The organism is Micromonospora sp. PRAS1 (genome assembly GCF_059553435.1).
In genome coordinates, this window is record NZ_JCANNB010000011.1 from 100114 (window position 1) to 122412 (window position 22299).

Annotated in this window: 18 protein-coding genes; 5 read left to right on the forward strand and 13 right to left on the reverse strand. The window is 70.7% G+C overall.

The genetic code is table 11. The annotated features are described in order from the left end of the window. Positions 1–271 precede the first annotated feature (271 nt). Positions 272–2749, forward strand: a complete 2478-nt coding sequence (locus AC507J_RS13130) for a M14 family zinc carboxypeptidase (RefSeq protein ID WP_496289414.1) — start codon at positions 272–274, stop codon at positions 2747–2749. Positions 2750–2804: 55 nt separating this feature from the next. Here AC507J_RS13130 and AC507J_RS13135 read toward each other — a convergent pair whose 3' ends face one another. Then, entirely contained in the window at positions 2805–5513 is a 2709-nt protein-coding gene (locus AC507J_RS13135) for a S9 family peptidase (RefSeq protein ID WP_496289415.1), read from the reverse strand. Between the two features lie 105 nt (positions 5514–5618). Further along, positions 5619–6647: a glycoside hydrolase family 11 protein gene (locus AC507J_RS13140; protein WP_496289478.1), complete on the reverse strand. Its 1029-nt coding sequence runs from the start codon at positions 6645–6647 to the stop codon at positions 5619–5621. A gap of 617 nt (positions 6648–7264) precedes the next feature. Between AC507J_RS13140 and AC507J_RS13145 the strand changes: the two genes are divergently transcribed. The 4 genes from AC507J_RS13145 (at position 7265) to AC507J_RS13160 (ending at position 10586) form a co-directional block, all read left to right on the forward strand. Next, complete coding sequence (locus AC507J_RS13145; protein WP_496289416.1) at positions 7265–8074, forward strand: carbohydrate-binding protein; 810 nt, start codon at positions 7265–7267, stop codon at positions 8072–8074. A gap of 10 nt (positions 8075–8084) precedes the next feature. Next, a complete protein-coding gene (locus tag AC507J_RS13150) occupies positions 8085–9278 on the forward strand; it encodes a sensor histidine kinase (protein WP_496289417.1) in 1194 nt (397 codons plus the stop codon). Continuing rightward, a complete protein-coding gene (locus AC507J_RS13155; protein WP_496289418.1) occupies positions 9275–9934 on the forward strand; it encodes a LuxR C-terminal-related transcriptional regulator in 660 nt (219 codons plus the stop codon). The genes AC507J_RS13150 and AC507J_RS13155 overlap by 4 nt, the downstream gene beginning before the upstream one ends. A gap of 127 nt (positions 9935–10061) precedes the next feature. Next, on the forward strand, positions 10062–10586 hold the full coding sequence (locus AC507J_RS13160) for a response regulator (protein WP_496289419.1): 525 nt from the start codon (positions 10062–10064) through the stop codon (positions 10584–10586). Here the strand turns inward: AC507J_RS13160 and AC507J_RS13165 are convergent. From AC507J_RS13165 to AC507J_RS13215, 11 genes are all read right to left on the reverse strand, one after another. Further along, positions 10581–11123 carry a sigma-70 family RNA polymerase sigma factor gene (locus AC507J_RS13165; protein WP_496289420.1) on the reverse strand — a complete coding sequence of 181 codons (543 nt, stop codon included), beginning with the start codon at positions 11121–11123 and terminating at the stop codon, positions 10581–10583. The two genes, AC507J_RS13160 and AC507J_RS13165, sit on opposite strands and share 6 nt — an antisense overlap. Positions 11124–11334: 211 nt before the next feature. After that, a complete protein-coding gene (locus AC507J_RS13170) occupies positions 11335–11751 on the reverse strand; it encodes a DUF4913 domain-containing protein (RefSeq protein WP_496289421.1) in 417 nt (138 codons plus the stop codon). Between the two features lie 10 nt (positions 11752–11761). After that, positions 11762–13231, reverse strand: coding sequence for a glycoside hydrolase family 19 protein (locus AC507J_RS13175; protein WP_496289422.1), 1470 nt, complete (start codon positions 13229–13231; stop codon positions 11762–11764). Positions 13232–13236: 5 nt separating this feature from the next. Beyond that, positions 13237–15000 carry a type IV secretory system conjugative DNA transfer family protein gene (locus AC507J_RS13180; RefSeq protein WP_496289423.1) on the reverse strand — a complete coding sequence of 588 codons (1764 nt, stop codon included), beginning with the start codon at positions 14998–15000 and terminating at the stop codon, positions 13237–13239. Next, positions 14997–16802 (reverse strand): putative type IV secretion/conjugal transfer ATPase, encoded by a 1806-nt coding sequence (locus tag AC507J_RS13185; protein WP_496289424.1) that lies wholly within the window; start codon positions 16800–16802, stop codon positions 14997–14999. The genes AC507J_RS13180 and AC507J_RS13185 overlap by 4 nt, the downstream gene beginning before the upstream one ends. Beyond that, complete coding sequence (locus AC507J_RS13190) at positions 16799–18298, reverse strand: SCO6880 family protein (RefSeq protein ID WP_496289425.1); 1500 nt, start codon at positions 18296–18298, stop codon at positions 16799–16801. The genes AC507J_RS13185 and AC507J_RS13190 overlap by 4 nt, the downstream gene beginning before the upstream one ends. A 29-nt stretch (positions 18299–18327) precedes the next feature. Beyond that, positions 18328–19614 (reverse strand): hypothetical protein, encoded by a 1287-nt coding sequence (locus AC507J_RS13195; RefSeq protein ID WP_496289426.1) that lies wholly within the window; start codon positions 19612–19614, stop codon positions 18328–18330. A gap of 1 nt (position 19615) precedes the next feature. Next, entirely contained in the window at positions 19616–20356 is a 741-nt protein-coding gene (locus AC507J_RS13200; protein ID WP_496289427.1) for a DUF8175 domain-containg protein, read from the reverse strand. A gap of 52 nt (positions 20357–20408) precedes the next feature. Continuing rightward, positions 20409–20762: a hypothetical protein gene (locus tag AC507J_RS13205; protein ID WP_496289428.1), complete on the reverse strand. Its 354-nt coding sequence runs from the start codon at positions 20760–20762 to the stop codon at positions 20409–20411. Positions 20763–20827: 65 nt separating this feature from the next. After that, the gene (locus tag AC507J_RS13210; protein WP_496289429.1) at positions 20828–21523 is read right to left on the reverse strand and encodes a hypothetical protein; all 696 of its coding nucleotides are present in this window, start codon (positions 21521–21523) and stop codon (positions 20828–20830) included. Then, entirely contained in the window at positions 21520–22071 is a 552-nt protein-coding gene (locus AC507J_RS13215; protein WP_496289430.1) for a hypothetical protein, read from the reverse strand. The genes AC507J_RS13210 and AC507J_RS13215 overlap by 4 nt, the downstream gene beginning before the upstream one ends. Positions 22072–22299 lie beyond the last annotated feature (228 nt).

Genomic DNA, 22299 nt, shown 5'->3' on the forward strand with positions numbered 1-22299 from the left:
CAACCGGAGATCTCAATCGATTACTGTCAATCGAACGAGCCGCTCGACTCCGGCAGCAAGGCCGCGGCCCTGGTGTTCGCAGAACAAGCCGTTAATCGGCCGGACACCTTGCCGAAAAGGTTTTCGTCCGGCAAGGTGGCACCCCGTCCGGCGGCAAAGCTCAAGATTCGGTCAACTGCGCAGATCAAGCACGGTCGAATTTCACTGGCACCGATAGGTTCCACCCACCCGATCGGAGACCGCACACGTCAACAACGTGGAAGGGGAAAGCATGCGGCGCACCAAACTGCGCATCGCGCTCCTCGTACTGCCCGCCCTGGTGGGAAGCACGCTCATGGCGGGCGCGCCCGCGGCGGTGGGCGCGGAGCCCGCCGCATCAACCGACACGAAACGCTCCCATCTGGAGCATCAGGACCCGATTCGCCACGTACGCATCCAACTGACCGGCGCCGAGATGCTGGAGAAGGTCGTCGACGCCGGCTTCGACCTCGAACACGGCCTCCAGCGCGTCCCCGACGGCATCGAGGCGGAGGCGGTGGTGACCGGCGAGCAGGTCACCGCACTCGAGGCGATGGGCGCCGAGATCCTCGGCGAGGAGGAGGGCTTCACCTGGAGCGAGGAGGCCGACGGCGGCCTGCCGGCGCTCCGCGCGGGAGCGGCCCAGCCCGCCGCGCACCAGGCCACGGTCCGGATCGCCCGCGCCGACTGGTTCACCACAAAGGGGCAGGGCTTCCTCTACGTGGAGGCGCGTACCACCGAGGGTGCGCAGACGAACCCGATCGTCGGCATGCAGCTCGAGAACGACTCGGGCCCGGGCACCTCGTTCGGCCTCGCCCGGACGATGAGTCGGTTCGTCGACTCCGGGCAGTACATGTTCCACCGGAACCTGTTCAAGCTGGACACCCGCCCGGACCAGATCCGGGTCACCAGCGCGACCGGCGGCGTGGCCACCGGCAAGGTCTCCGACTGGCTGGAGAACGCCCCGCCACCGTTGACGGACAAGCCGGGCTACAAGTGGAACCTCGTCGACGGGTACCGGACCCCGCAGCAGCTCTACCAGCGCGCCGAGGAAATCGCCCGCGATTACCCGAAGATCGCCCAGATCGTCTACCTGCCGCACAAGACCAACGGCTACCAGCGCAAGGCGATGGCCACGATCGGTGGCACCGGGCAGTCGGCAGTCGTGGTCAGCTCGGCGGCGTGGGGTCATGAGGGCGGCAACGACATCACAGTCGAGTTCGTCAACCGGCCGGGGGCGGACCTGCCGCTCGCGGTCGAGGTGAGCGGCAAGGCGGTACGCGTCCTGCTCGCCAAGAACGCCGCCGGCGAGCTCGCCAGCACGGCCGCCGAGGTGGCGGCGGCGCTACGCACCCGGTCGGCGGGGCTGATCGACCGGGCCCACCCGTACCGGACCAACGCCGGCACCGGCATCGTCGCGCCGACATCCGGCCCGATCGCGCTCACCGACTTCCTGGACCAGAAGCGCGCTGGCGCGCCGGCGGGCGAGCCGCCGCGCGGTGAGGCGACGATCCCCGTGCTGCGCATCGGCAAGCACCGCGACGGGCGCAACCCGGGTGTGCTGATCCAGGCGCAGGACCACGCCCGCGAGTGGGTACCCGCGACGACGTCGCTGGAGGCCGCCGAGCGTCTGGTGCAGAACTACAACTCGGACAAGGAGACGAAGAAGATCGTCGACAACACCGACGTCTTCTTCATCCTGTCCAACAACCCGGACGGCGCGAACTACAGCTTCTACAACTTCGCGTCGCAGCGCCGGAACCTGACCAACCACTGCCCGGACGAGAACGCCGACCCGGGCCGGCGCGACTCCTGGGGCGTGGACCTCAACCGGAACTACCGGGTCGGGTCGGGCCACGACGGCTACGCGGGCGGCTCGACCAGCTGCATCAGCAACACCTACCAGGGCCCAGAAAAGCTTTCCGAGCCCGAGTCGAAGAACGTCATCTGGCTGGTCGAGAAGTTCTCGAACATCAAGTTCATGATGTCGGTGCACTCCAACGGCGGTCAGCTCTTCTGGCAGCCCGGTGCGTACATCGCGGACGGACGGATCACCACGCCCCGCCCGCCGCTGGGTGACGAGGCGTTCTACTGGCAGTCGGCCGGCCGGATCCTGTCGCAGGTGAAGGCCTACCGGGAGACCGTCGTCACGCCGCAGAACGTCGGTGGCTCCTCCGACGTGCTCTACTCCTCCGCCGGCAACGTACGCGAGGACCTGTACCACACCTACGGGATCTACGCGTTCGGATGGGAGGTCGGCGGCTCGGTCTACAACCCGGCGACCGGCAACTGGCAGGGCGGCTCGTTCCAGCCGCCGTGGGAGGGCAACCCCGAGCTGGTCAGCGGCCACGCCGAGACCATGGAGTACGCCAACGGCATCATGGAGATGTTCCGGGTCGCGGCGGACTGGGGCAACGACAAGAAGAAGCCCACCTCCACGCTCGTTCCCGGCGGCGGGCGCTACCACGGCTCGGTCGACGTGCGCTTCGAGACCGACGAACCGGCCACCATCTACTACACGACGGACGGTAGCCGACCCACCCTGGACTCGCCGCGTTACCAGGCGACCGAGTTCCGCGAGCCGGGCGAGGTGTTCCACGTGACCGAGACGACCACGTTCCACTGGTTCTCGGTAGACGCGGCCGGCAACGTCGAGAAGGGTTACGACCCGACGAAGAAGGGCAAGGGCAACAACTACCGCAAGGCGACGATCACGATCACCAACCGCTGACGGTCGACGGCGGTGGTCCGGGCCCCATCCGGTGGATGGGGCCCGGACCGTGGCGTCAGTTGGCGGCCACCACGCCGGTCAGCACCTCACCCGGCGTTGGCTCGTCGGGATTGGCGTCGAAGTGCAACTCGATGATCTCGTCCGGCTCGGTAAGCGGGTCGGTGATGGTCGGCACGGTCAGCTCACCTGTGGTCGCGTCCGGCGCGATGAACCCGAACACCCCCAGCCAGCTCTGCGACAGTGGTCGGACCGGCGTCACCGGCTGACCCCAGGCGTTCTCGGCGAACCAGTCCGGGTCCACGTCGGCGGTGGAGAGTTCCACCCCGGTGGCCGGTGCCACCGGCCAGGCGCCCAGCGAGATGCCCTGCTCGGTGTAGGCGGAGGCGGAGATTCGCCAGGTCAGCGTCTCGCCCTCGGCGACCCGGAGGGAGGCGGATTCCACGGTGAGCGTCGGCACCGGGTCGTCGTTGCGGGTCAGGATCCCGCCGACGAAACTGCCGATCACGAGATCCCGCTCCGCCTTGGCCGACAGCGTGTGCCGTTCGGGGTAGTTCCACAACGTGTCGCCGGTGATCTCGACCGGCACTCGGATGCTGCGCTGGCCGGGTCGGACGGTGGCCAGCCAGGAGCTGACCGGCCAGGTCTGCGCGTCGGACAGGTAGAGCCGGACCAGGCCACCACCGCCTCCGGTGACGGTCACCGGGATTTCGTACGTCTTCGAGCCGGAGTCCCCCTCGACCACCTCCAGCATGCCGAGGTCGACCCGCGCCGGGTTGGCCGGGGCCGGGCGGGGAGTGCCCGGCTGCCAGCCCCACGCGTCGAGCAGCCAGGCCTGGCCCGTCGAGGTACGCGGAGTGAGTTCGACGGCGGCCAGCCGCGCGGGCGCGTCCCGCAGCGGCACCCGCACCTCCTGGGCCCAGTACGAGGTCGTGTACCCGGTGCCGGGCAGGCCGTCCAGCTGGACCTCGCCCAGCGAGTGGCGGCTGCCGTCGGCTCCGACGGCGCTGACGCCGAACCGGGTTCCGGTCGTGTTCGGCGGCACGATGATGCGCAGGGCCAGGTCGTGGGCGCTGGCGACGTTGACCGGGCGGGCGGGAGCCACCCGGATCGGGCGGCCGGAGGTCGACCAGCTCAGCGCGACCGCGTGCCGGCCGGGTTCGGGGACGGCGCCGAGGAAGGACACGAAGTGGGCCAGGGCGGCGTTCGGGTCCGCCGGGTCGAGGCAGGACCGTTGCTCGTCAAGGCTGACCTGGTCACAGAGGCGCGCGCCGCCGGAGAGCACCGTCGACGGGTCCGGGATGACCAGCGGCGTGCGGTTGCCGCCGAGGGCGTGGCTGAGTACCCGGGCCGGGTCGGCCGAGGGGGCTCGCCGACCGGTGCCGTCCAGCAGCGGTCGGACCCGGTCGTCGCCATCGACGAAGAGCCGCGCGGCGGCGGCGATGTAGGTAGCGCCGACGTTCTGCTGCTGGGCGGCGGTGAGCCGGGTCGGGGTGCCCGGCGAGCAGACCGGGTCGGGCTCGCCGTCGAAGGTGAAGAAGTCGTCGACCGACGGCGCCACCGACTGGCCGGGCGTCCATTCGGTGTTGAAGAAGTTGTGGTTCGCGCCGATGACGTACAGCGCGCTGCGCAGCGCGCGGCTGCGGCTGACGTCCCGGGTCTCGTCCACGAACATCTGACCCGGGTGGTCGTAGACGTCACCGTCGCAGCCGGCAAGCATCGTCACCGACGGGACGTTCGGCACCGGGTTGTGGCCGAAGTTGGTCGGACCGAGCAGAAGCATGCCGCGCACGGTCCAGCGGACCTTGCCGCGATAGCCGTCCTGAGCGGCCGGCGGCGGGGTGAGCGAGTCCATCGCCGCGCGGCTGACGCCCTCACCACCGCGCGAGTGCCCCATCAGGAACACCCGGGACGGGTCGGCGCGCGGCGCGGCGCGCACGATCGCCGGGGCGCCGGCCCGCCCGGCACCCGCCCACTCGGCCCACTTCGCCAGGTGCAGCCGGACCAGCGAGGAGCGGGCCTGGGCACCGCGGTCCTCGGCGGCCCAGTCCTGACCGTTGATGCCGTTTGCCGAGATGGAGACCGTGACGTAGCCCTGCGAGGCGAGCAGCTGCTGGGCCTGAAGGTAGCCACGGTGACTCGGGATCGGGTCGGTGCCCGGCGGGCAGGGCCACTGCTGCGGCACCTCCTCGTCACCGCGGTAGCAGAAGGCGTGCCGGCCGTGCAGGAACAGGGCGAGTGGGCGGGCGCCGGGCGCGTCGCGCGGGGCGACCACGACCGCCCGCATCTCCACCTGCTCCGGAAAGTCCGGCAGCTTGACCGCGGGCAGGTCGTACTCGCCGGTGACCGCCCGGTACGGGCCGGGTACGCCGGGATCGACCGCGTTAACCGGCTGCGGTGCCGGTGCCGGGGCGGGCGGGGCCGCCCGTCGGGCGGCACTGGGGGTCTCCTGGTCGATGCGCCGACCACCGGCACGTACCGTCAGGTCCTCGACCCGGACCGCGCTGGTCAGGTCGAGACTGAAGGTGCGTCCGTCCGGGTGCGGCCGGACGGGGCCGAGCCGGCGGTCGCCCGACCAGAACTCCACGGCTGCACCGCCGATCGGCACCCGCCGGTCGGCACGCCAGGTCAGCTTGCCGTCGGTGACCGACCAGCCGGCGGCGGGCGACTGTGGGGGTGGGCTCGCGGCCGGGGCGGCTCCCGCCGGCCCGGCCGTTCCGGCCACCATCGCCAGCGCGAGAACGACCGCTGTCAGGGATCTACGCATGCGGGCATGTCTATCCCATCCGCGCTACAGCCAGGTGAACGCAAGGGACCGGACACCGCAGAATGGGACGCCGGCGATTGCCGGCGTCCCATTCGAGTAGGCCGATCAGCCGGTCGAGCAGCTCGCGGTGGGTGTGGTGTTGTTGCCGTTCTTGTAGAGCGTGATGCCGAAGTTGTTGCCGTTGCCGTTCGGCCGGGCGGTGAGGGTGCCGCTGTTACCGCTGATCGAGGCGTTCCAGCTGTTCTGCAGGCTCTGGCCGCCGTTGGTACGGATGGTGACGACCCAGTTGCTGCTGCCGCTGACCGAGAAGGTCGTGTTGAACCGGTCGCTCCAGTCCTCGGCGCGGTTCACGCTGACCGAGCAACCGCCGCTGCCGGGCGGCGGGGTGGTGGGGCCGGGGCCGGGGTTGCCACCGCTGCCTTCCCGGAGGGTGATGTCGGAGCTTCCCTGGCTCTGGTAGCCCTCGGTGGCCATGATCTGGTAGTAGTGGTTGCCGAGGTTCAGGCCAACGCGGGCCCAGGCGTCGAAGTGGTTGGCGGTGGTGATGGTGCCGCTGCTGCGCTTCTGCTGCCGAACGCTCCAGTACTGGTAGAACGTCTGGTTGCCGTCGATCGACGGGGCGTTGACCCGCTGGCTGCGCAGGATGTCGTAGGTGCCGCCGTCGGTGGTGACGGTGCCCAGCCGGGTGGCGCCGCTGCTCGGGTTGTAGCTACCGAAGTTCTCGACGATGTAGTACTCGACGAGCGGGTTGCGGGTCCAGCCGTACAGGGCGAGGTAGCTGTTGTTGTTGCCCGGGTTGTAGGTGCCCGAGTAGGTGATCGTGCGGCGGGTTCCGGGGTTCCAGCCCTTGCCGCCGACCCAGTTGTTGGTGCTCCTGCTCCACGAGCTGGTGTAGCGGCCGTTCTCGCGCAACACCATGCAGGCGTCGCCGCTGTCCTTCCAGAACGAGAAGAAGAACCCGTTGTGGGTGCCCTCCGTGTTCGAGCAGACCTGCCGGTCGGCCTCTGCGTGGGCGGGGCCGGCCGAGATCGCGACGGTGCCGGTCGTGATCAGCGCCACGGCGCAGGCGGCACCGATGAGCGACCTGAGGCGTCCACGCCTGCGACTTCGTGGTGGGACGGGGACGTTGTTCATGCTTCCTCCTCGGGACGGCTGGCCGGTGGCCAGCGGTGCGGTACGAGCCGGCAGGCTTCGGTGGCTGGGCAGCCGCCAGCGACTGCCGGCACGTACCGCGGTGGTGGTGGTGGTGGTGGTGGGGTGCCGGCCGTCGGCGAGAACGACCAGCCGAGTAGGTCGCGGCAATCGACGTTCATCCAGTTGTGTCGATGGCCAACAGTATTGGGCCGATACCGTCCACCCGTCAACAACTTCCGGAAATACTTTGGAAACCATGGTTTTACAGCCCGCTCGTCTCAACGACATCCGCACTGCTCAGCGACAGCATCCGAACCAGGAGTCCGAGGAGCGGTGGCAGCGGCTACCCAATGAGTGCCGGAGTTAGCCGCCCGTACCAGCGAAAGTTCCAGGCCCCTTCCGGACGCTGTTCCCGGCCAGCGTGCCGGCTCTGCCGCCCCGAACCGACGGCGTTCCCGACAGCGGTTCCCGACAGCGGTGACATCCACCATCTCCGCCCGCGCCGCCGCCCGACGCCGAGCCGACCCGGACCGGCCCGACATTGTTCGTGCTCGTACCCGTGTGTACCGTTGGCCCGTCATGCGCAGGGTTCATGGTCATCGTGGGGGAGTCGAGCGGTGTCCGACGACGCACTGTCCAACACCGACCGTCCGGCCCCACGCATCCTCGGTAACGCAGCGGCCCCGGATCACCCGGGGCGCGTCTGGCACTGGGTGGGGATCAGCACGCTGACCGGGGCGATCGCCCTGGCCGCGATAGCGGTTCCATCGCTGCTGGTCCCGGACGGTCAACAACCCCGCGAGGCGGCCCTCCCGGCCGCGACGGGCACTGCGCCGGACACCCCGCCACCTCCCGGCGACTCTCCGACCCCGGCGCCGACCACCCCGGGCGCCGCCACGGTCCCGGACCCGGCCGGGCCGGCGCCGGGACCGACCTCGGCACCGACCGCGCAGACCACCGCAGCGGGCGCGACAGCGGACCAGCCCAGCCGGAATACGGCACCGCCACCAGCGGCACCGGCCCCCTCCACCACCACGCCCGACGCCCCACCACCGGCGACGTTCCGACCGGTAAGCGTGGAGGCCGAGGACCCGGGCAATGTGCTCAGCGAGGGTGCGGGCATCGCTGGCTGCGCCGCCTGCGCGGGCGGTGCCCGGGTGCGCTACCTCGGCCGGCTCACCGCCTACCTCACCACGACCGCCGCCGGCGAGCGCACCATCACCGTCAGCTACACGGTCAAGGGGGATCGCCAACTCAAGATCTCCATCAACGGCGCGGCGCCGACCACCCACCACCTCACCGGTACGGACTGGGACACTCCCCGCACCTTGCAGTACACCGCCACCGTCCCGGCGGGCCGGGTCAGCGTCGCCTTCTACAACGACACCGGCCCCACCCCAGACATCGACAAGATCACCATAAGCTGACCGCGACCGGATGAACCGATTCGTCGCGTACGTCGCCCTGTGCCGAGCCCTGCTGCTCGGCCGGTTGGCGCTGACGTTGGCAGCGGTAGGCGTCGGCATCCAACTCGTCGACGACATCTGGCGGACGCTCGGCACGCTCGCCGGCATCGCCGTCGTCACGACCGTCCAGGTCACCGTACTGAGCCGGTGGCCGGCCGTGATCCGTTGGCGGTTGGGCTTCCTGGCCGTCGACGCCGCTCTCATGATCGCGGTCCTGGTGCTCAGCGGCGGCGGCATCGCCTTCTTCTGCTACGCGGCCGGCTTCGCCGCGCTCAGCGGCGCCCTGCTCGGCAGCCGCGCACTGCCACTCTGGATCGTCGATGCCGGGCTCGGGCTGGCCGTCGCGACCCAACTGCTACGCACCGCGGAGACTGCGGACTCCATCGCCGCCCCGTTCGTCCTCGCCTTCCCCATGCTCAACATCGTCTGCGGGTACGGCGCCGCCGTGGTGACCGCCGCCGTCGCCCGCTACCTCGACGCCTCGGTCGCGGCGGTGGCCAACGCCCAGCACTCGGCGGTCGCCTCCGAGCGGGCGCGGTTGGCCCGTGAGCTGCACGACTCGGTCGCCAAGACGCTGCGCGGCGTGTCCTTCGCCGCCGTCGCCCTGCCCACCCTGCTGCGCCGCCAACCGGATCTGGCCGAGGAACTCGCCAGCACCGTCTCCGCCGGGGCGGACACCGCGATCCGGGAGGCCCGCGAGCTGCTCTCCGGACTGCGCCGGGACCTGCTGGACCGACCGCTTGTCGACTACCTGCGGCAGGTGTGTCGGGAGTGGACCGAGCGAACCGGGGTACCGACACGGCTTGACACCGCTGCTGTCGAACCGACCCCGGCGGCGCGGTACGAGTTGGCCCAGATCCTCAACGAGGCGCTGGAGAACGTGGCCCGGCATGCGAACGCCACCCTGGTCCAGGTCGGTCTGCACGAGCGGGACGGAGACGTGGTGATGACCATCCGGGACGACGGTGCGGGCTTCCTCCCTCCCCGCGACCTGACCACCCTCTCCACCGCGGGCAACTTCGGCATCGTCGGAATGACCGAGCGTGCCCAGGCGGTCGGCGGTGCACTGCGGCTCGACTCCGGCCCCGGCAAGGGCACCACCGTGGTGGTCACGCTGCCCCTCTCCCCCGCCGTCGCCGGCCGGGCCGGCGGGTGGTCACCGTGATCGAACTCATGATCGTCGATGACAATCCGATCGTACGAATGGCGTTGCGCGGCTGGCTCGCCAGCGCCGAGGACGTGACAGTGGTCGGTGAGGCACCCGACGGACGTACCGCGGTGGCGATGGCCCAGCGGTTACGCCCGGACGTGACCCTGCTGGACCATCGGATGCCCATCGCCGACGGGCTCAGCGTGGTCGACCAGGTCGCGCAGTACTCCCACGTTCTCGTGCTGACCAGTGACGACGCCAACGAGTTGGTCGCCGGGATGCTGCGCGGCGGCGCCCGGGGCTACCTGGTACACGGTGAGTTCGATCCGGCGGAGCTGCTGCGCGCGGTGCGGGCCGTGGCTGCCGGTCAGGGCTGGCTGTCACCGCGCAGCGCCTCGGTCACCATCTCGGCGTTGCGCGAGCAGGCGGCCCGCGAGCAGGCGGACGCGGACCGGGCGGAGCGCCTCCGGACGGTCCGCGAGGGGTTCGGCCTGACCCGGCGCGAGCAGGAGGTGATGGCCCTGCTCTCCGCCGGGCACTCGAACGCGGCGATCGCCCGACGGCTGCTGCTGACCGAGAAGACGGTCAAGAACCATCTCGCCAACATCTTCGCCAAGTTGCAGGTCGGTAACCGTACCGAGGCGGTGGTGCGATGGACGGCAGAGCAGTAGTTCCAACGGATCCGGCCGCTGGCTGAACGCCGGTCTGCGGGCGGTCGTCGTAGTGTCGACGGGCCCTTTCCGCCCGGCACCACCGCCCGGATGGGATGACCATGAACGACGGATCGGCGGACGGCCGATGAGCGAGGCCCACGGGGCACCGGGCGGCGACGCCGGCGGAACGACCGGCGGCCGGGGCACGACACTCACCGCGCTGATCGTCCATCCCGGCGCAGCCGAGCGGGCCAGCCTGCGCGCCATGCTCAGCTGCGGCGACCGGATCCGGGTCGTCGCCGCCACCGGTGACGGCGACGAGGCGGTGGCCCTGGCAGAGCGGTTGCGCCCCACCGTGACCCTGCTGGACGACCAGGTCCGCACGCCCGACGACCGGGACCTGGTCCGGGACCTGGCCGGACGGTCACAGGTGATCATCATGACCGGAGACACCGACCGCCGGACGATCACGTCCCTGCTCCGGGCACCGGTGTGCGGCTGTCTGGTACACGGTCACTTCGACGCCTCCGACCTGCGGGGCGCGGTCCGGGCGGTCGCCGCCGGGCTCGGCTGGCTTTCGCCGGTGGCGGTGGCCGCCGCGAGTTGGGCGCTGCGGACCCGGCCGGCGGGCTGTAGCGACCAACCCGGACCCGCCTGTCCGGAGTCATGACACGGTTTCCAGGATCCCCCGCGCCGCGCGCAGGGCATAGAACGACCGCGACCGTACGGTCCCCTCCGGAATCCCGATCCGGCTGGCCGCCTCCGCGACCGAAGCACCGCCGTAGTAGAGCTCGACCAGCACGGCGCGGTGCTCCGGGGTGAGCCGGCAGAGCGTGTCGGAGAGGACGGAACGGTCCACGATCTCCTCGAACGCGTTCTCCGGTGACGGCATCCAACCCACGTCCACCCCGTAGATCTCGGCAGGCCGGGCGGCCCGGGCCCGGGCGGCGTCGATCACCAGGTGACGGGCGACGATGAAGAGCCATCGACGGATCCGGTCCGGCTCGGTAGGCAACTCCTCCAGCCGACGCCACGCCCGCAGCATTGTCTCCTGGAGCAGGTCCTCGGCCAGTTCGCGCTGGCCGCAGGTCAGCCGGAGCAGGTAGTAGTACAACGGTTGGGCGTTCGCGGCGTGGATAGCCCGCATCCGGCTCACCGGGTCGGTGTCGGTCCCGACCCGTTCCGTCGGGCAGACGTCGATGGTCATGGCTGTGCTCTCCTCCGGCCGGATGATCTGACCGCGCTCCAGAACGGACGCTAGTGATCAACCGGGTCGGCACGCCTGAGTCGAAGGACCCAGAGGGGCCCAGATCCGGGGCCCAGGCGCAGCGGGCACCGCACCGCCGACCGGTGGACCGGATGCCACTACGACGGGCCCGGTGGGCGGACCGTTCACTCGACCTGGAGGCTCCTTCGGCTCACTCGACCTGGGGCCGCTCCTTCGGCCGGTGCGAACCGGGCTTGCAGCCCGCGAAGGGACCGTTGGGACTGCGCAGCGCCTCCATGGTCGGCCAGAGACAGCTCTGGTGCCACATCGCCGGGTCGGACGCCTGGGCCCGGGGGCCGGTCCGCTCCTGCCAGGCCAGCCAGAGCCCGTGCAGGTAGGCGATCGCCTCCGGATGTTCACGCCAGCGGGGACACCACGGCGAACCGGAGCTGACCTCACCGCCGTAGACCGGCAGCAGCAGGTTCTCCACCCACTGCGAGAGCCGCCACAGCTCCTCCGCGTACTCCGGTCCGTCGAGATAGAGGATGAAGAACGGCCGGGCCTCCGGCTCCTCCGGTGGCGGCGGCTGACTCAGGTCCGGTTCGCCCTGCTGGATCGCCTGCGTCATGTTGCTCCTCCTAGCACGTGAGGGTGCCCTCGTCGCCGGGATCGACGCCGAGGGTGGCGGCGAACCGCTGGTACGCGTCGACCCGGGCCCGCACCTGGGCCGGGTTGCCACCGCCGCATTCCAGGGCGCCGTTGATGGTCCTGATGGTCTCGCCGAATCCCCCGCCCCCGGTGATCGCGGCGTGCGCCGTCGTCGTGCCCGCCCCGCTCTGCGTCATCCAGAACCACAGGGCGGTCTGCCACGCCACCGATGGGTCGTTTTTCACCAGGTCCGGGTCGTTGAGCAGGTCCAGACCGAGGGCGTCGCCCGCGGCCTTGTAGTTGGTGTTCCAGCTGAGCTGGATCGGCCCCCGCCCGTGGTAGGCGCTCTGCCCGGCGGGGCACCCGTAGGGCTGGCCGGCATCGCAGTAGTTCCCCCACGCGGACCGGTTGATCTCCTCGACGTGCACCAGGCCACCGGACTCGTGGTCGATGTTGGCCAGGAAGGCGGCCAGTTCCCGCTTGCGGGTCTGCTCGTCGCCGGTGGCGGCGAAGGCGGGAAACTTCGCCATCGCGTCGGTCAGCCCGTCGTAGGTGTAGAAGGAGTTCCGGTTGGGGAACATGGCGGCGAAACTCGACGCGCTGAGCGCCGCCGCCCCGTCGCCGTCCTCCGCGCTGTCGTCCGGGTCGTCCTGGGCGGGACGCGCGGTGGCGGTCTCATCCGGCTCCGGTGGCGAGTCGTCGGCGTCGGCGTCCGACTCCTCGTCCTCGTCACGTGTGTACTTCGGGAAGAGCCCGCGGACCTGGAACGCGTAGGTGCCCAGGGCGAGGACGGGCATGCCGCCCTGAGCCTCGACCGTCTCCAGGCCGATGTCCCAGGCCATCAAAGTCAGGCTGAGGTGGTCACCGGCCACCTTCTGCTCCTTCAACAGCTGCCCGGTCTTGTCAGCCAGGTGGCAGAAGTACCGGGCGTGGGCGTGGATCGAGTCCTCGGCGTCGAGCACGGAGGCTTCGCCGCTGTCGTCGTCGTCCTCGCCGTACTCGTCGAAGACCTCGGGCGTCAGCTGGGAGAGCCCCTTGCGGCCCTGCGGTCCTTCCTTGTCCGCGTCCCACTCCGACGCGTAGTCGATCTGCGCCGCGAGGATCACCGGGGTGAGCAGCGTGCACTTCTTGGCGGCAGCCTTTATCGGGGCTACCAGGTCCTCATCGGGCACCGCCGTCGCCTTGAATTCGCCACGGCCGTCACCACCGGACAACTCGATCAGGGCGGTGGCGTGGGTCGCCTGACCACTGGTGTCGTCCGGCTCGGCCGAGTTCGAGGTCATCTGCGAGCCGCCGGCCATGGCGAAGATGGCAAGCAGGACGATCAGCGCCAGGAGCGCCAGCACCACCAGCGGAAACGCCCCGAGCATCGAGACGAACAGCCAGAGCAGCTTCGTCGCGTCAGGCTTGAATATCGAGCTGGCAGCCGTGTGGGCCGCCCGGGCCTTGTTCACCACCATGGCGTTCAGCCGACCTGTCGGAACTCGCGGCGGCTCCAGCTCGCCGCTGCACGGTCGGTGATGGCCTGCACCTCGGCCTTGGCCGCCGCCGATATCGGCCCCGCGTTCGGCTCCTTGTACCAGGGTCGCAGCCGGATCAGGGCCGGCCGGATGCCGGTGGCCAGCAACAGGGCGGTGCCCTTCGGCAGCGCCCGGATCTTGTCCGCCGGCAGCACGTGCTCCTGTCGGTACGACACCGACCGCGACGAGCCGTCCCGGGACCGGGAGTAGGTGGGGGTCTTTACGTCGTGCTGGCCGACCAGCCGGGCGACCTTGTCCACGAAGTCGGCGTCGTCCAGCCCGGCACCGAGCAACTTGATGGTGGCGGCGCTCCAGAGCGCGTCCATCCCCGCTTCGCCCCAGACCCGTACGCCCTGCCGGTAGCTCTGCAACAGGGTGACCACGCTGATCCCGCGTGAGCCGAGGTGGCTGTAGAGGTCGGGCAGGTCGGAGATGCGGCACACGTTCGCCGCCTCGTCCAGGATCGCGGTCATCGGTGGGTCGAGCCGTCCGCCCATCCGTTCGGCGGCGACCACAGCCGCGCGGATGACGGCGTCGGCCAGCCCGGCGATCACCCCGGCGGCCGAGCCGCCGCCGTCCTTGGAGAGCAGGTACAGGGTGTCCCGACCGAGGACGTGCTGCTCCGGGATGAACTGCGGGCGGTACGGGTCGGGGCTGACCCAGGCGAGGATATCCGGGTCGAGCAGGCAGGCGACGCACTGCCGGGCGGTCTCGTAGATGCCGTCGCGGGTCTCGACGGCGCCGCGTACCGTGCCCTGGAGCTGGTCGGCCATGGCGTGCATGCCGGCGTCCCGGAGCAGGTCGACCGGGGTCCGGTCGGCCGGGTCGGCGAGCCAGGCCAGCATCTCGTTCACCGTCGCGCCGCCACGGCAGGCGGCGAGGAAGAGCGCGGTCAGGGTGTTCTGCGCCGCCGCGATCCAGAAGTCCTTCTTGGACGAGTCGTCGTTGACCGAGCTGACGAAGTGCCCGGCCAGCCGGCGCGCGCCCTCGATGGTGTCGCAGCCGCCGAGCATGTCCCACCACATCTCGCGCTCGCTGTACGCGATGCCCTGCGGGTCGAAGGTCCACACCCGGCCGACCTTCGTCCGTTCCTGCCGGGTCACGGTGAACACGTCGGATTTGTTCGAGGTCAGCAGGACCGGCCCCGGTGCGCGCAGCACCCGTGGGATGGCGATGCCTGTGGACTTGCCCGCCCGCGGTGCCATCAGGTCGAGCTCCACGTCCTCGTAGGAGGAGCGTAGTTCCGGTCCGGCGGGCATCAGGTCGCCGAGCAGGTTGCCGGTGTCGTCAGGGCTCAGTTTGGTGGCGTTCCTGAGGCCGGGCCGCAGGTCGCGGGCGCGGGCCTCGATTCCCTTGCCGATCATGGCGCTCAGCTCGCCGGGGCGGGCCAGACTACGGGGTTCCCGGAGACGGCGTACGAACCGGCGGACGAGCAGCATCGCCGGGGTAGCACCGAGCAGCACCAGCGCGACCGCCCAGCCGTACACCAGGTACGACGGCATGCCCGGCCAGTGCCGGTCGGTGGCCCCGCTGACCAGACTGACGTAGACGTCCAGGGTGAACGGTGGTGGTTGCCAGCCGTGGCCGCTGATCAGGGCGGCGAGGGTGCCACCGAGCCACAGCGGTACGAAGATCACGATGTTGAGTGCGGCGAAGCCGGGGATCAGCCACGGCAGGTACTCCGAACCGATCCCACCCTGGCGGCTCATGCCTGCCCCGGTCCGTCGTCCGGCCAGCCGTGCTGACCGGCTGCGGGGGCAGCGGCCACCGGCAGGTCACCGCCGGTCACGGCGCGCACCGCGGCGGCGCGTTCGGCCAGCAGCCGATCGGCCTCACCGTTGGCGATCCAGCGGGTGTTCGTGTCGTGCAGGTGGCGTTCGGTGTCGGTGATCGCGACCCGGATCGGGATGCCGGGCCGACCACCCACCTTGATCAGGAAACGACCCCGGCCGGGTGGTTCCTCGTTGCCGCCGTCCTGGGCCCACCCGGGCGGCGAGGACCACGACGAGACCAACTCGATCTCCCGCCGCGACAGTCCCACCACCCGCCCGAGGTCCTCCATCTCGGCCCTGGGCAGCCCGGCGCAGGCCACCATGCCCGCGCGTTCGACAAAGCCCCGGGCCTTGGCCTTGTCGGCCTCGCTGCCGAGCGCCTCGGCGTCCTTCAGGGTGTGGGTGATCTTCGCGTCGGCGAGGCCGAGGGAGCGGTTGAGCCGGGTGAGCGCGTCGATCCGGTCGACGATGCCGGAGGCGGCCCGCAGCGGACGCCACAGCTCGTCGAGGATGGTGAAGAACCAGCGGCGGGGTGCCAGCCCCGCGTCGGCCAGGGCGTGCGAGGCCGCCACCGTACCGAGCCCGTCGGACCAGGCGGCGAGCATCGCGGCGGCGGTCAACTGCCCGTCGGCCTCGCCGATTCGGGAGATGTCGATACAGACGGCGGTGGCGTCCGGGTCGATCCGGGTCGAGGTCTCCGAGGCGAAGGTGTCGCCGAGCGGGCCGTCGAGGATGCCGAGCAGCGACCGGTGCAGCGGGTCGACGGCGTCGCGGTAGCGGGACTCCTGACCCCGGTCGAGGGTCACCTGCCGGACCCGGGGCGGCCCCTCCGCCAGCACGCTGAGCAGTTGCGGCAGCCGGAACGTCCGCCCCGCGGGGGTGCGATCCCGCAGGTGCCGCAGGCAGGCGGAGAGCACCGACTGCTCGTGGTCGCTGATCGGTGCGCCCCGGACGATTGTGAGCAGCGCCGCCATCATGTTGAGCACCCGGCCGTGGGTCTCGGCGTCCAGGGCCTGCCCCGCCTGGCCACCGATCTTCGCCGCGGCGGCGCCCATGGCGCCCGGGTCCAGGATGTTCAGCCCGCCGACGCCGCGAGCGATGGAGATGACCTGCCCGCCGAGGGCGCGGACCGTGTCCGCGTAGTCGGGCTTGAGGTCGCCGAGCACCAACGGTACGACGCCCTGGGCGCTCAGCCCGATCAACATCCGGTTGATCAGCGTCGACTTGCCCAGACCGGGCATGCCGAGCATGAACAGTGAGGGGTTGGAGATGTACCGGGCGCGGGTGAACCAGTTGAGCGGGTCCCCGCAGACCGTGGCCCCGGTGTGGATGTGCTGGCCCAGCGGGACGCCGGTCATCGGTGCGCCGGAGCCGGAGGCGAAGGGCCAGAGACCGCAGGCCTGCACGGTGGTCGCCCGCCACATGGTCGGCGGGTCCAGCGCGGCCACCCGCCCACCACCGAGGGCGTACGAGCCGCGGTGCGGCACGTTGTCGTCCGCGTTGGCCCGGGCCAGTCGCCGCAGGTACCGCTGCTCGGCCGCCTCCTCCTGCGCCCGGCGTCGACGTTCGCGGCGCAGTGCGCGTGGGGTCTGCCTGCCCGTCTCGTCGAGTTCCCGGGCCTGCTCCTCGGCCGGTGGGACCACCAGGTCGGACATCGCGGTGGCCGGTCCGGAGGCGTGCCGCGGCCAGCCCGCGCCGAGGTCGAGCAGCCGGGCACCGCCGGCGCGGATGGGCGTCACAACGCCTCCTTCAGTTCGTGCGGCACCATCGTCTGCTCCCAGGGCAGGATGCCCACCGGAAGCGCGCAGGAGAACGCGGCGGCCTGCATCCGGTCCGCCGGACGCATCGCGATGCGGGTGGCGCCGAGCAGGTTGCGAACCGTCACGTCGGCGTCGCGTACCTCGGCGGCCGAGTCGACGGTCAACGTCACAAGCATCGAGAACTCCACCAGGCCCGCGCCGGAGGCCTCCTCCGCCGCGGTCTGCTCGGCGGCCTCGATCTCCGAGGCCGCGCGAGCGCGAACCAGGCCCCGGGTCGAGTTCGCCATGAACTGGGCAGACCGGCGGTCCGACTCGACGATCTTGGCTGAGGTCGCCGGGTCGATCGGGCGGTAGACCAGGGCCACCCGCTTGCGGCGGATGCCCAGCGCGGGGTCGAGCAGGCTGCGCAGCACACCGGAGCGCACGGTGCCGCGCGGCGCCAGGGTCAACAGCCAGCTGCGGGAGACCCCGGAGTCGTGCTGGTAGTGGGTGACCGTCTCGACGGCGGCTGCCGGCCCGGCGTCGGCCCACTCCAGCCCGGTGCCACCGTACTGGGCACGTACGTCGAGCATCTCCGCGGCGACGGCCGGGTCGTACGCGACCCGGACGACCTCGGCGATCCGCTCGGCCGACAGCGGTTCCGCCGACCCGCCGCCGGCGGCGACCAGCCCACCCAGCACGCCCGGCAGCCGCAGCGCCAGGTCGGCGAGCATGGTGTCGTGGTCGCGCCGGGCGCCGCCGGGCGCCGAGTAGGTGAGGGTGAGGAAGGTGTTCATCTCCGACGACGCGTCCGGGTAGGTCTGCACCACCTCCTCCATCACCGCCCGGGCGGCGGGCGGCGCATCCGGGGAGATGCGGCCCAGCACCTCGGTGGCCAGCCGGGTGCCGGGGTCCGGTGCGGTCTCGACGACCACGGAGGCGCCCCGCAGGCCCGGCTCGTGCGACAGCCGGGACAGCCACTCACCCCACAGCGCCACCCAGGTGTCGACCTGGTCGGGGTCGACGAGCGAACCGCCGTCCGGCTCACAGCTGAGCACGACCGTGTACTGGTGGCGGTTGCGGTGGTAGAGCACGCCGAACGGGCGGTCGTACGGGTCACGCCCCTCCAGCATGGTCACCTGGCTCAGCAGACCGGGTGGACGGAACCGGCCGCCCGGACGCGCCGACAGCGGCCCGGAGGCGTACAGGTGCTGGCCCTTGGACTTGCGGCGCAGCCAACCGACCCGTACCGCGGCCATGTCGTAGACGTTGCGGCCGTCGGCGGTGCGGATCGCCAGCGGCCCGAGGAGCAGCGCGAACGGCAGCCCCACCACCAGGGCCACGTTCAGCGAGACCATCGAGGAGATCAGGACCAGCACGAGCCCACCGAACAGGCCAATCGTGCCGACCAGACCCAACGAGCCCAGGCCCGCCTTGCGGGGGCGACGCCAGTTGCCGTAGGTCGGTGTCTTCATGGATTCTGCGGTCGTACTCATGATGGTCCTTCTCCTTGTCCCGGCATCAGCTAGTCACTGTGGCGATCGGGGAGCGCTCCGCTGGCGATGTTGCTGGCGTGCTTGTGGGTGCTGGCCACGGCCTGTACCGCCGTAGCGGCGACACCGACCGTCGCGGCCGCGACGCCGGCCGCGCCCCGGGCGACCCGCCCGGCACTCGACCCGCCGCCGCCGGAAGCACCACCGGAAGCGGCGCCGGAAGCGCCGCCGGCGGTCCCTTGCTTTGCTGCGTGACTATTTTTGTGGTGAGTAGAACCGTCGGCGGTGTGGACCATGTTTCGGTTGGCGACGACGTCACGGAGGCCACCCGCGGCACCGCCCGCCGCCAAGCTCCCTCCGCTCGCCCCCCGGGACCGGCCGGCGGAAGCCGCCCCGCCCCCGCCGCCGCCAGCGATCTTCTTGGCTCCGCTCGCCACCGCACCCGCTGCGGCGGCACCGGCCCCTACGCCCGCACCGACACCACCGCCCGAGCCCATGCTGGCCATCGCCGGCACGACCAGCCGCATCAGCGCGGGTAATGCGACCGCAGCCATCAACAGGACTGCGACGCCCGCGAGTTTGTAGTGGCGGGCCTGGTCGCCGTCGCTCAGCTCGTTGGTGGCGCCGATCATCGCGGCACCCGAGTACATGATCAACCCGACCACCGGTTTGAACGCCAACCAGGCGACCATCCAGGCGATGTGCTTGCGCCACCAGTTCCCGCCCGTCTCGGTCATCGAAGCCGCGGCGGCCAGCGGCAGCGTGCCGGTGAGCAGCACCATCACACCCAGCCGGATGTACATCAGGATGACGTGGATGCAGCCGGCGATCAGCAGCAACAGGCCGACGATGATCAGCAGGAAGGCGGTGAGCCCGTCGGTGCCGCAGTTGGCGATCAGCTTGAGCTGCGCCTTGATGCCCTCTTCGTAGAGATGCTGGGAGTAGGCGTCCGCCTCGCTCGCGAGCCAGTTGGCCACCCACCAGGCGGCACTGACCGTGAGGATCATGCGGACCAGGCCCATGAGCGCCACGACCAGGGGTTGTCCCTTGCGCTCCAGCGCCATCCGGAAGGCCGCCGCCAGCAACGACGCGACCGCGATCGTGACCACCAACCAGTTGGTCTGCAGGTGGATGCTGTCGTTGAGCGCCTCGTCGCCGAGCGTGGGGATGTTGCCGAGGTTGGCGAAGAGTTCGACAGCCGCGCCCAGGATGGCTGCGGCGATATCGCTCAGGATGCCGTCGATGCCTCGCTCGAAGAAGCCGACGACCTGTCCGATGGTGCCGATGTAGACGGCGTCACCGGTAGCGCAGTCCGACACGTCACACCCCGTTCCACAGCACGAAGCCGACGAGGGAGAGCACCGGGTTGGCCCGGGTGTGCAGGCCACCGGAGCTCAGCGGCCGAAGCTGCCAGTCCACGCCGTTCCAGTCGACGATGTAGTCGACCGAGGCGTGGACCACGTTCGCCTGCCGGACCAGCACCCGGACGGTGGCCGTGCGCGGCGAATACTTCAGCACGACGAAACCGGCCAGCGCGTTCGAGGTCTGCACCGGCCCGGTCTCCGGCATCGACGCCCGCATCGCGTCGAAGTAGTCCCGCCCCAGGCCGGGCACGAGTTGCTGGTCGCTTACCGTACGCCAGTCGGGGCCGCTCATCTGGCGGGAAATGGTGTGTGCCGCCATGACCGCCCCCATCGGGGTGTGCGCGAAGCACCAGAGCAACGGACCTGTGGTCTTCAGCGGCCCCGCCGAGGCGGACGTCGGAGTGTCCGCCCCGTTGAGTGGCCGCCAGACGATGTCCTTCGGCGCCTCGCTCGGAAGCTGCTGCACGGAGTCGTCGGTGCGGCAGCCCTGCGGCCGGGATCCGTCCGGCTCGAGGCCACCGATCACCGGGCCGGCGGCCGCGACGCTGGAGTTGGCGTCCCGGCCGCCACCGAGCGCCGCGACCGTGCCGGTGCAGAGGGCGAGGGCCAGAAAGGCGGCCGACAGCTGCCATCGGCGATGCTGCCAGAACGGCCTCTCCTCGGCCGTCTCGTCGTCCGATCCGAATCTTCTTCTCATGACACCTTCCCGGTCCAGCGGGCGACCGCTCGGTCCTCGGTCGAACGGGCGGTCAGCTGCCGTCCCCGCCTCCCCCGGTGCCGAACACCCAGGTGACGATCGGACCGGCCGTGGCGACCAGGATGCAGCCACCCAGCACCATGCCGAGCCGGCTCATGTGCTCCGAACTCTCGCCACGCTTGTGCGAGATGGCCATGACCGCGCCGGTGATCAGCACCCCGACGACACCGGCCGCCGTGCCGGCCCAGGAGATCAGACCCAACGCCTGCTCGACCTTGTCGGAGAGACCTGCCGGCAGGCTGCCGTTGGAGTCCGGCTGCGGCACCGCGGCGGCCAGATTGTCGGGTGCCCGCAGCGCGGCAGGAATCCCGAGTACCACGCGAAAGTAGATGTCGGAGAGGATCATTTGGAACTCCTTCGAGATTAGCTGGTCGTTCTTTTCGCGCGGGCCACAATTCGCCCCGATGAAAGTCAGCCCGTGACGTCGAGCCACGCCACGATCGGACCGGCAGTGGTGGCGAGCAGGCACCCCGCGAGCACGAAGGCGATGCTTTTCATGTACTCGGTCCGCTCTTCGAGTGCGCCCCGACGCAGCTGCGACGCCAACGTCGCGCCCGTGATGAGCAGGCCCGTCACGCCAGCGGCACTCACCAGCCAGGCCATGAAATCGAGCAGCTTCGAGACGGCCCCGTCGGGATTGGTGTTCACCGTGTATTCCTCAACCGCCGGTGGCGAGAAGAGGAGTCCGTTGGACGGGGTGTCACACTTGAACTTTCCGGCATGCACCACGCCGGAAATCTTGCACTTGGTCGCCCCGGTGATATCGACATTGTCCTTCGTCACCGACTCACCCGTGAGACCGGTGTGCATCTCGATATCCATCTTCACGCTGTCGCCCGGCTTGTACGGGGCGGTCATCTTGTAGGAACCGTTCGTCGAGTTGCGCTTTCCCGTACATTCTCGGTCGCCGTTGTTAGCGGCCGGCCTCGCCATGGTGGTGGTGGTCTTCAGACAGAGGGTGTAGTTGTAGACGGCGTCGCCACCATCAATCTCCACCTCGTAGACGCCATCGGCCGCCCGCGCCCCCGACGGCACCAGCAGGCCCAGCCCGACCAACCCCAGCGCGACGACGACGATGCTCGCCGCGATCCGGACTGCCCTGATCACGGCTGCCTCCGTCGCCCGACGTGCGGATCCACCACCGCGGCCAGGCGGGACAGCTGCCGTGGCGGGCGTTTCGGCTGCTCGCCCACCCGGTACGACGGGATCCACGGCAGCCGGTGCACCGGGGCGATCGAGCGCAGCAGCCGGATCCGGCCGAGCAGCGGTGCCGGGAGCCCGCCCGGAGCGTCGGCGATCAGCACCACGCCCAGCAACCGCATCCCGGCCGGGTGCCGGCCGTCCCGCATCGCGTGCAGCGCGCGGGAAACCGCGCGCAGCCCGTCCAGGTTGGTCCGCCCGACCACCATGACCTGGGCGGGTTCGGCGAGGGCCGGGTCCGGCCAGCGGCAACCGATGTCGATCCCGCCCAGCAGCCGGGCGAGGGTGGTCGCACCGGCACCGCCATGGGCGCCGATCCAACCGATGCCGTCGTCGGAGAGCGCGTCACGCCGCCAGGTCGGACGGTCGTCGTACTCCCGCACGGAGGTCTCGTCGGGCGCTGGTCCCAGGGTTGACACCCCGGGTCGCCGCAACGCCACCGACCCGTTGCCCATCCGTCTCGCCTCCCCTTCTCTGCTCGCCGTTCCGGACCACCGGCCGCCCCACCGGGCGCCCATCGGGCGCCGGCCGGAACCGGTGACGGCCGCTCTACGGCGCAACCACCCCCTCGGTTCAGTACGAGTTCCGGGTTTTTCCGCGACCCCGGGAAAAGAGTTGGTGGGCACGGCGAACCCGACGGCCCCGCGTCCGTAGAAGGAGGGCACGACCTCGATCTCCGGAGG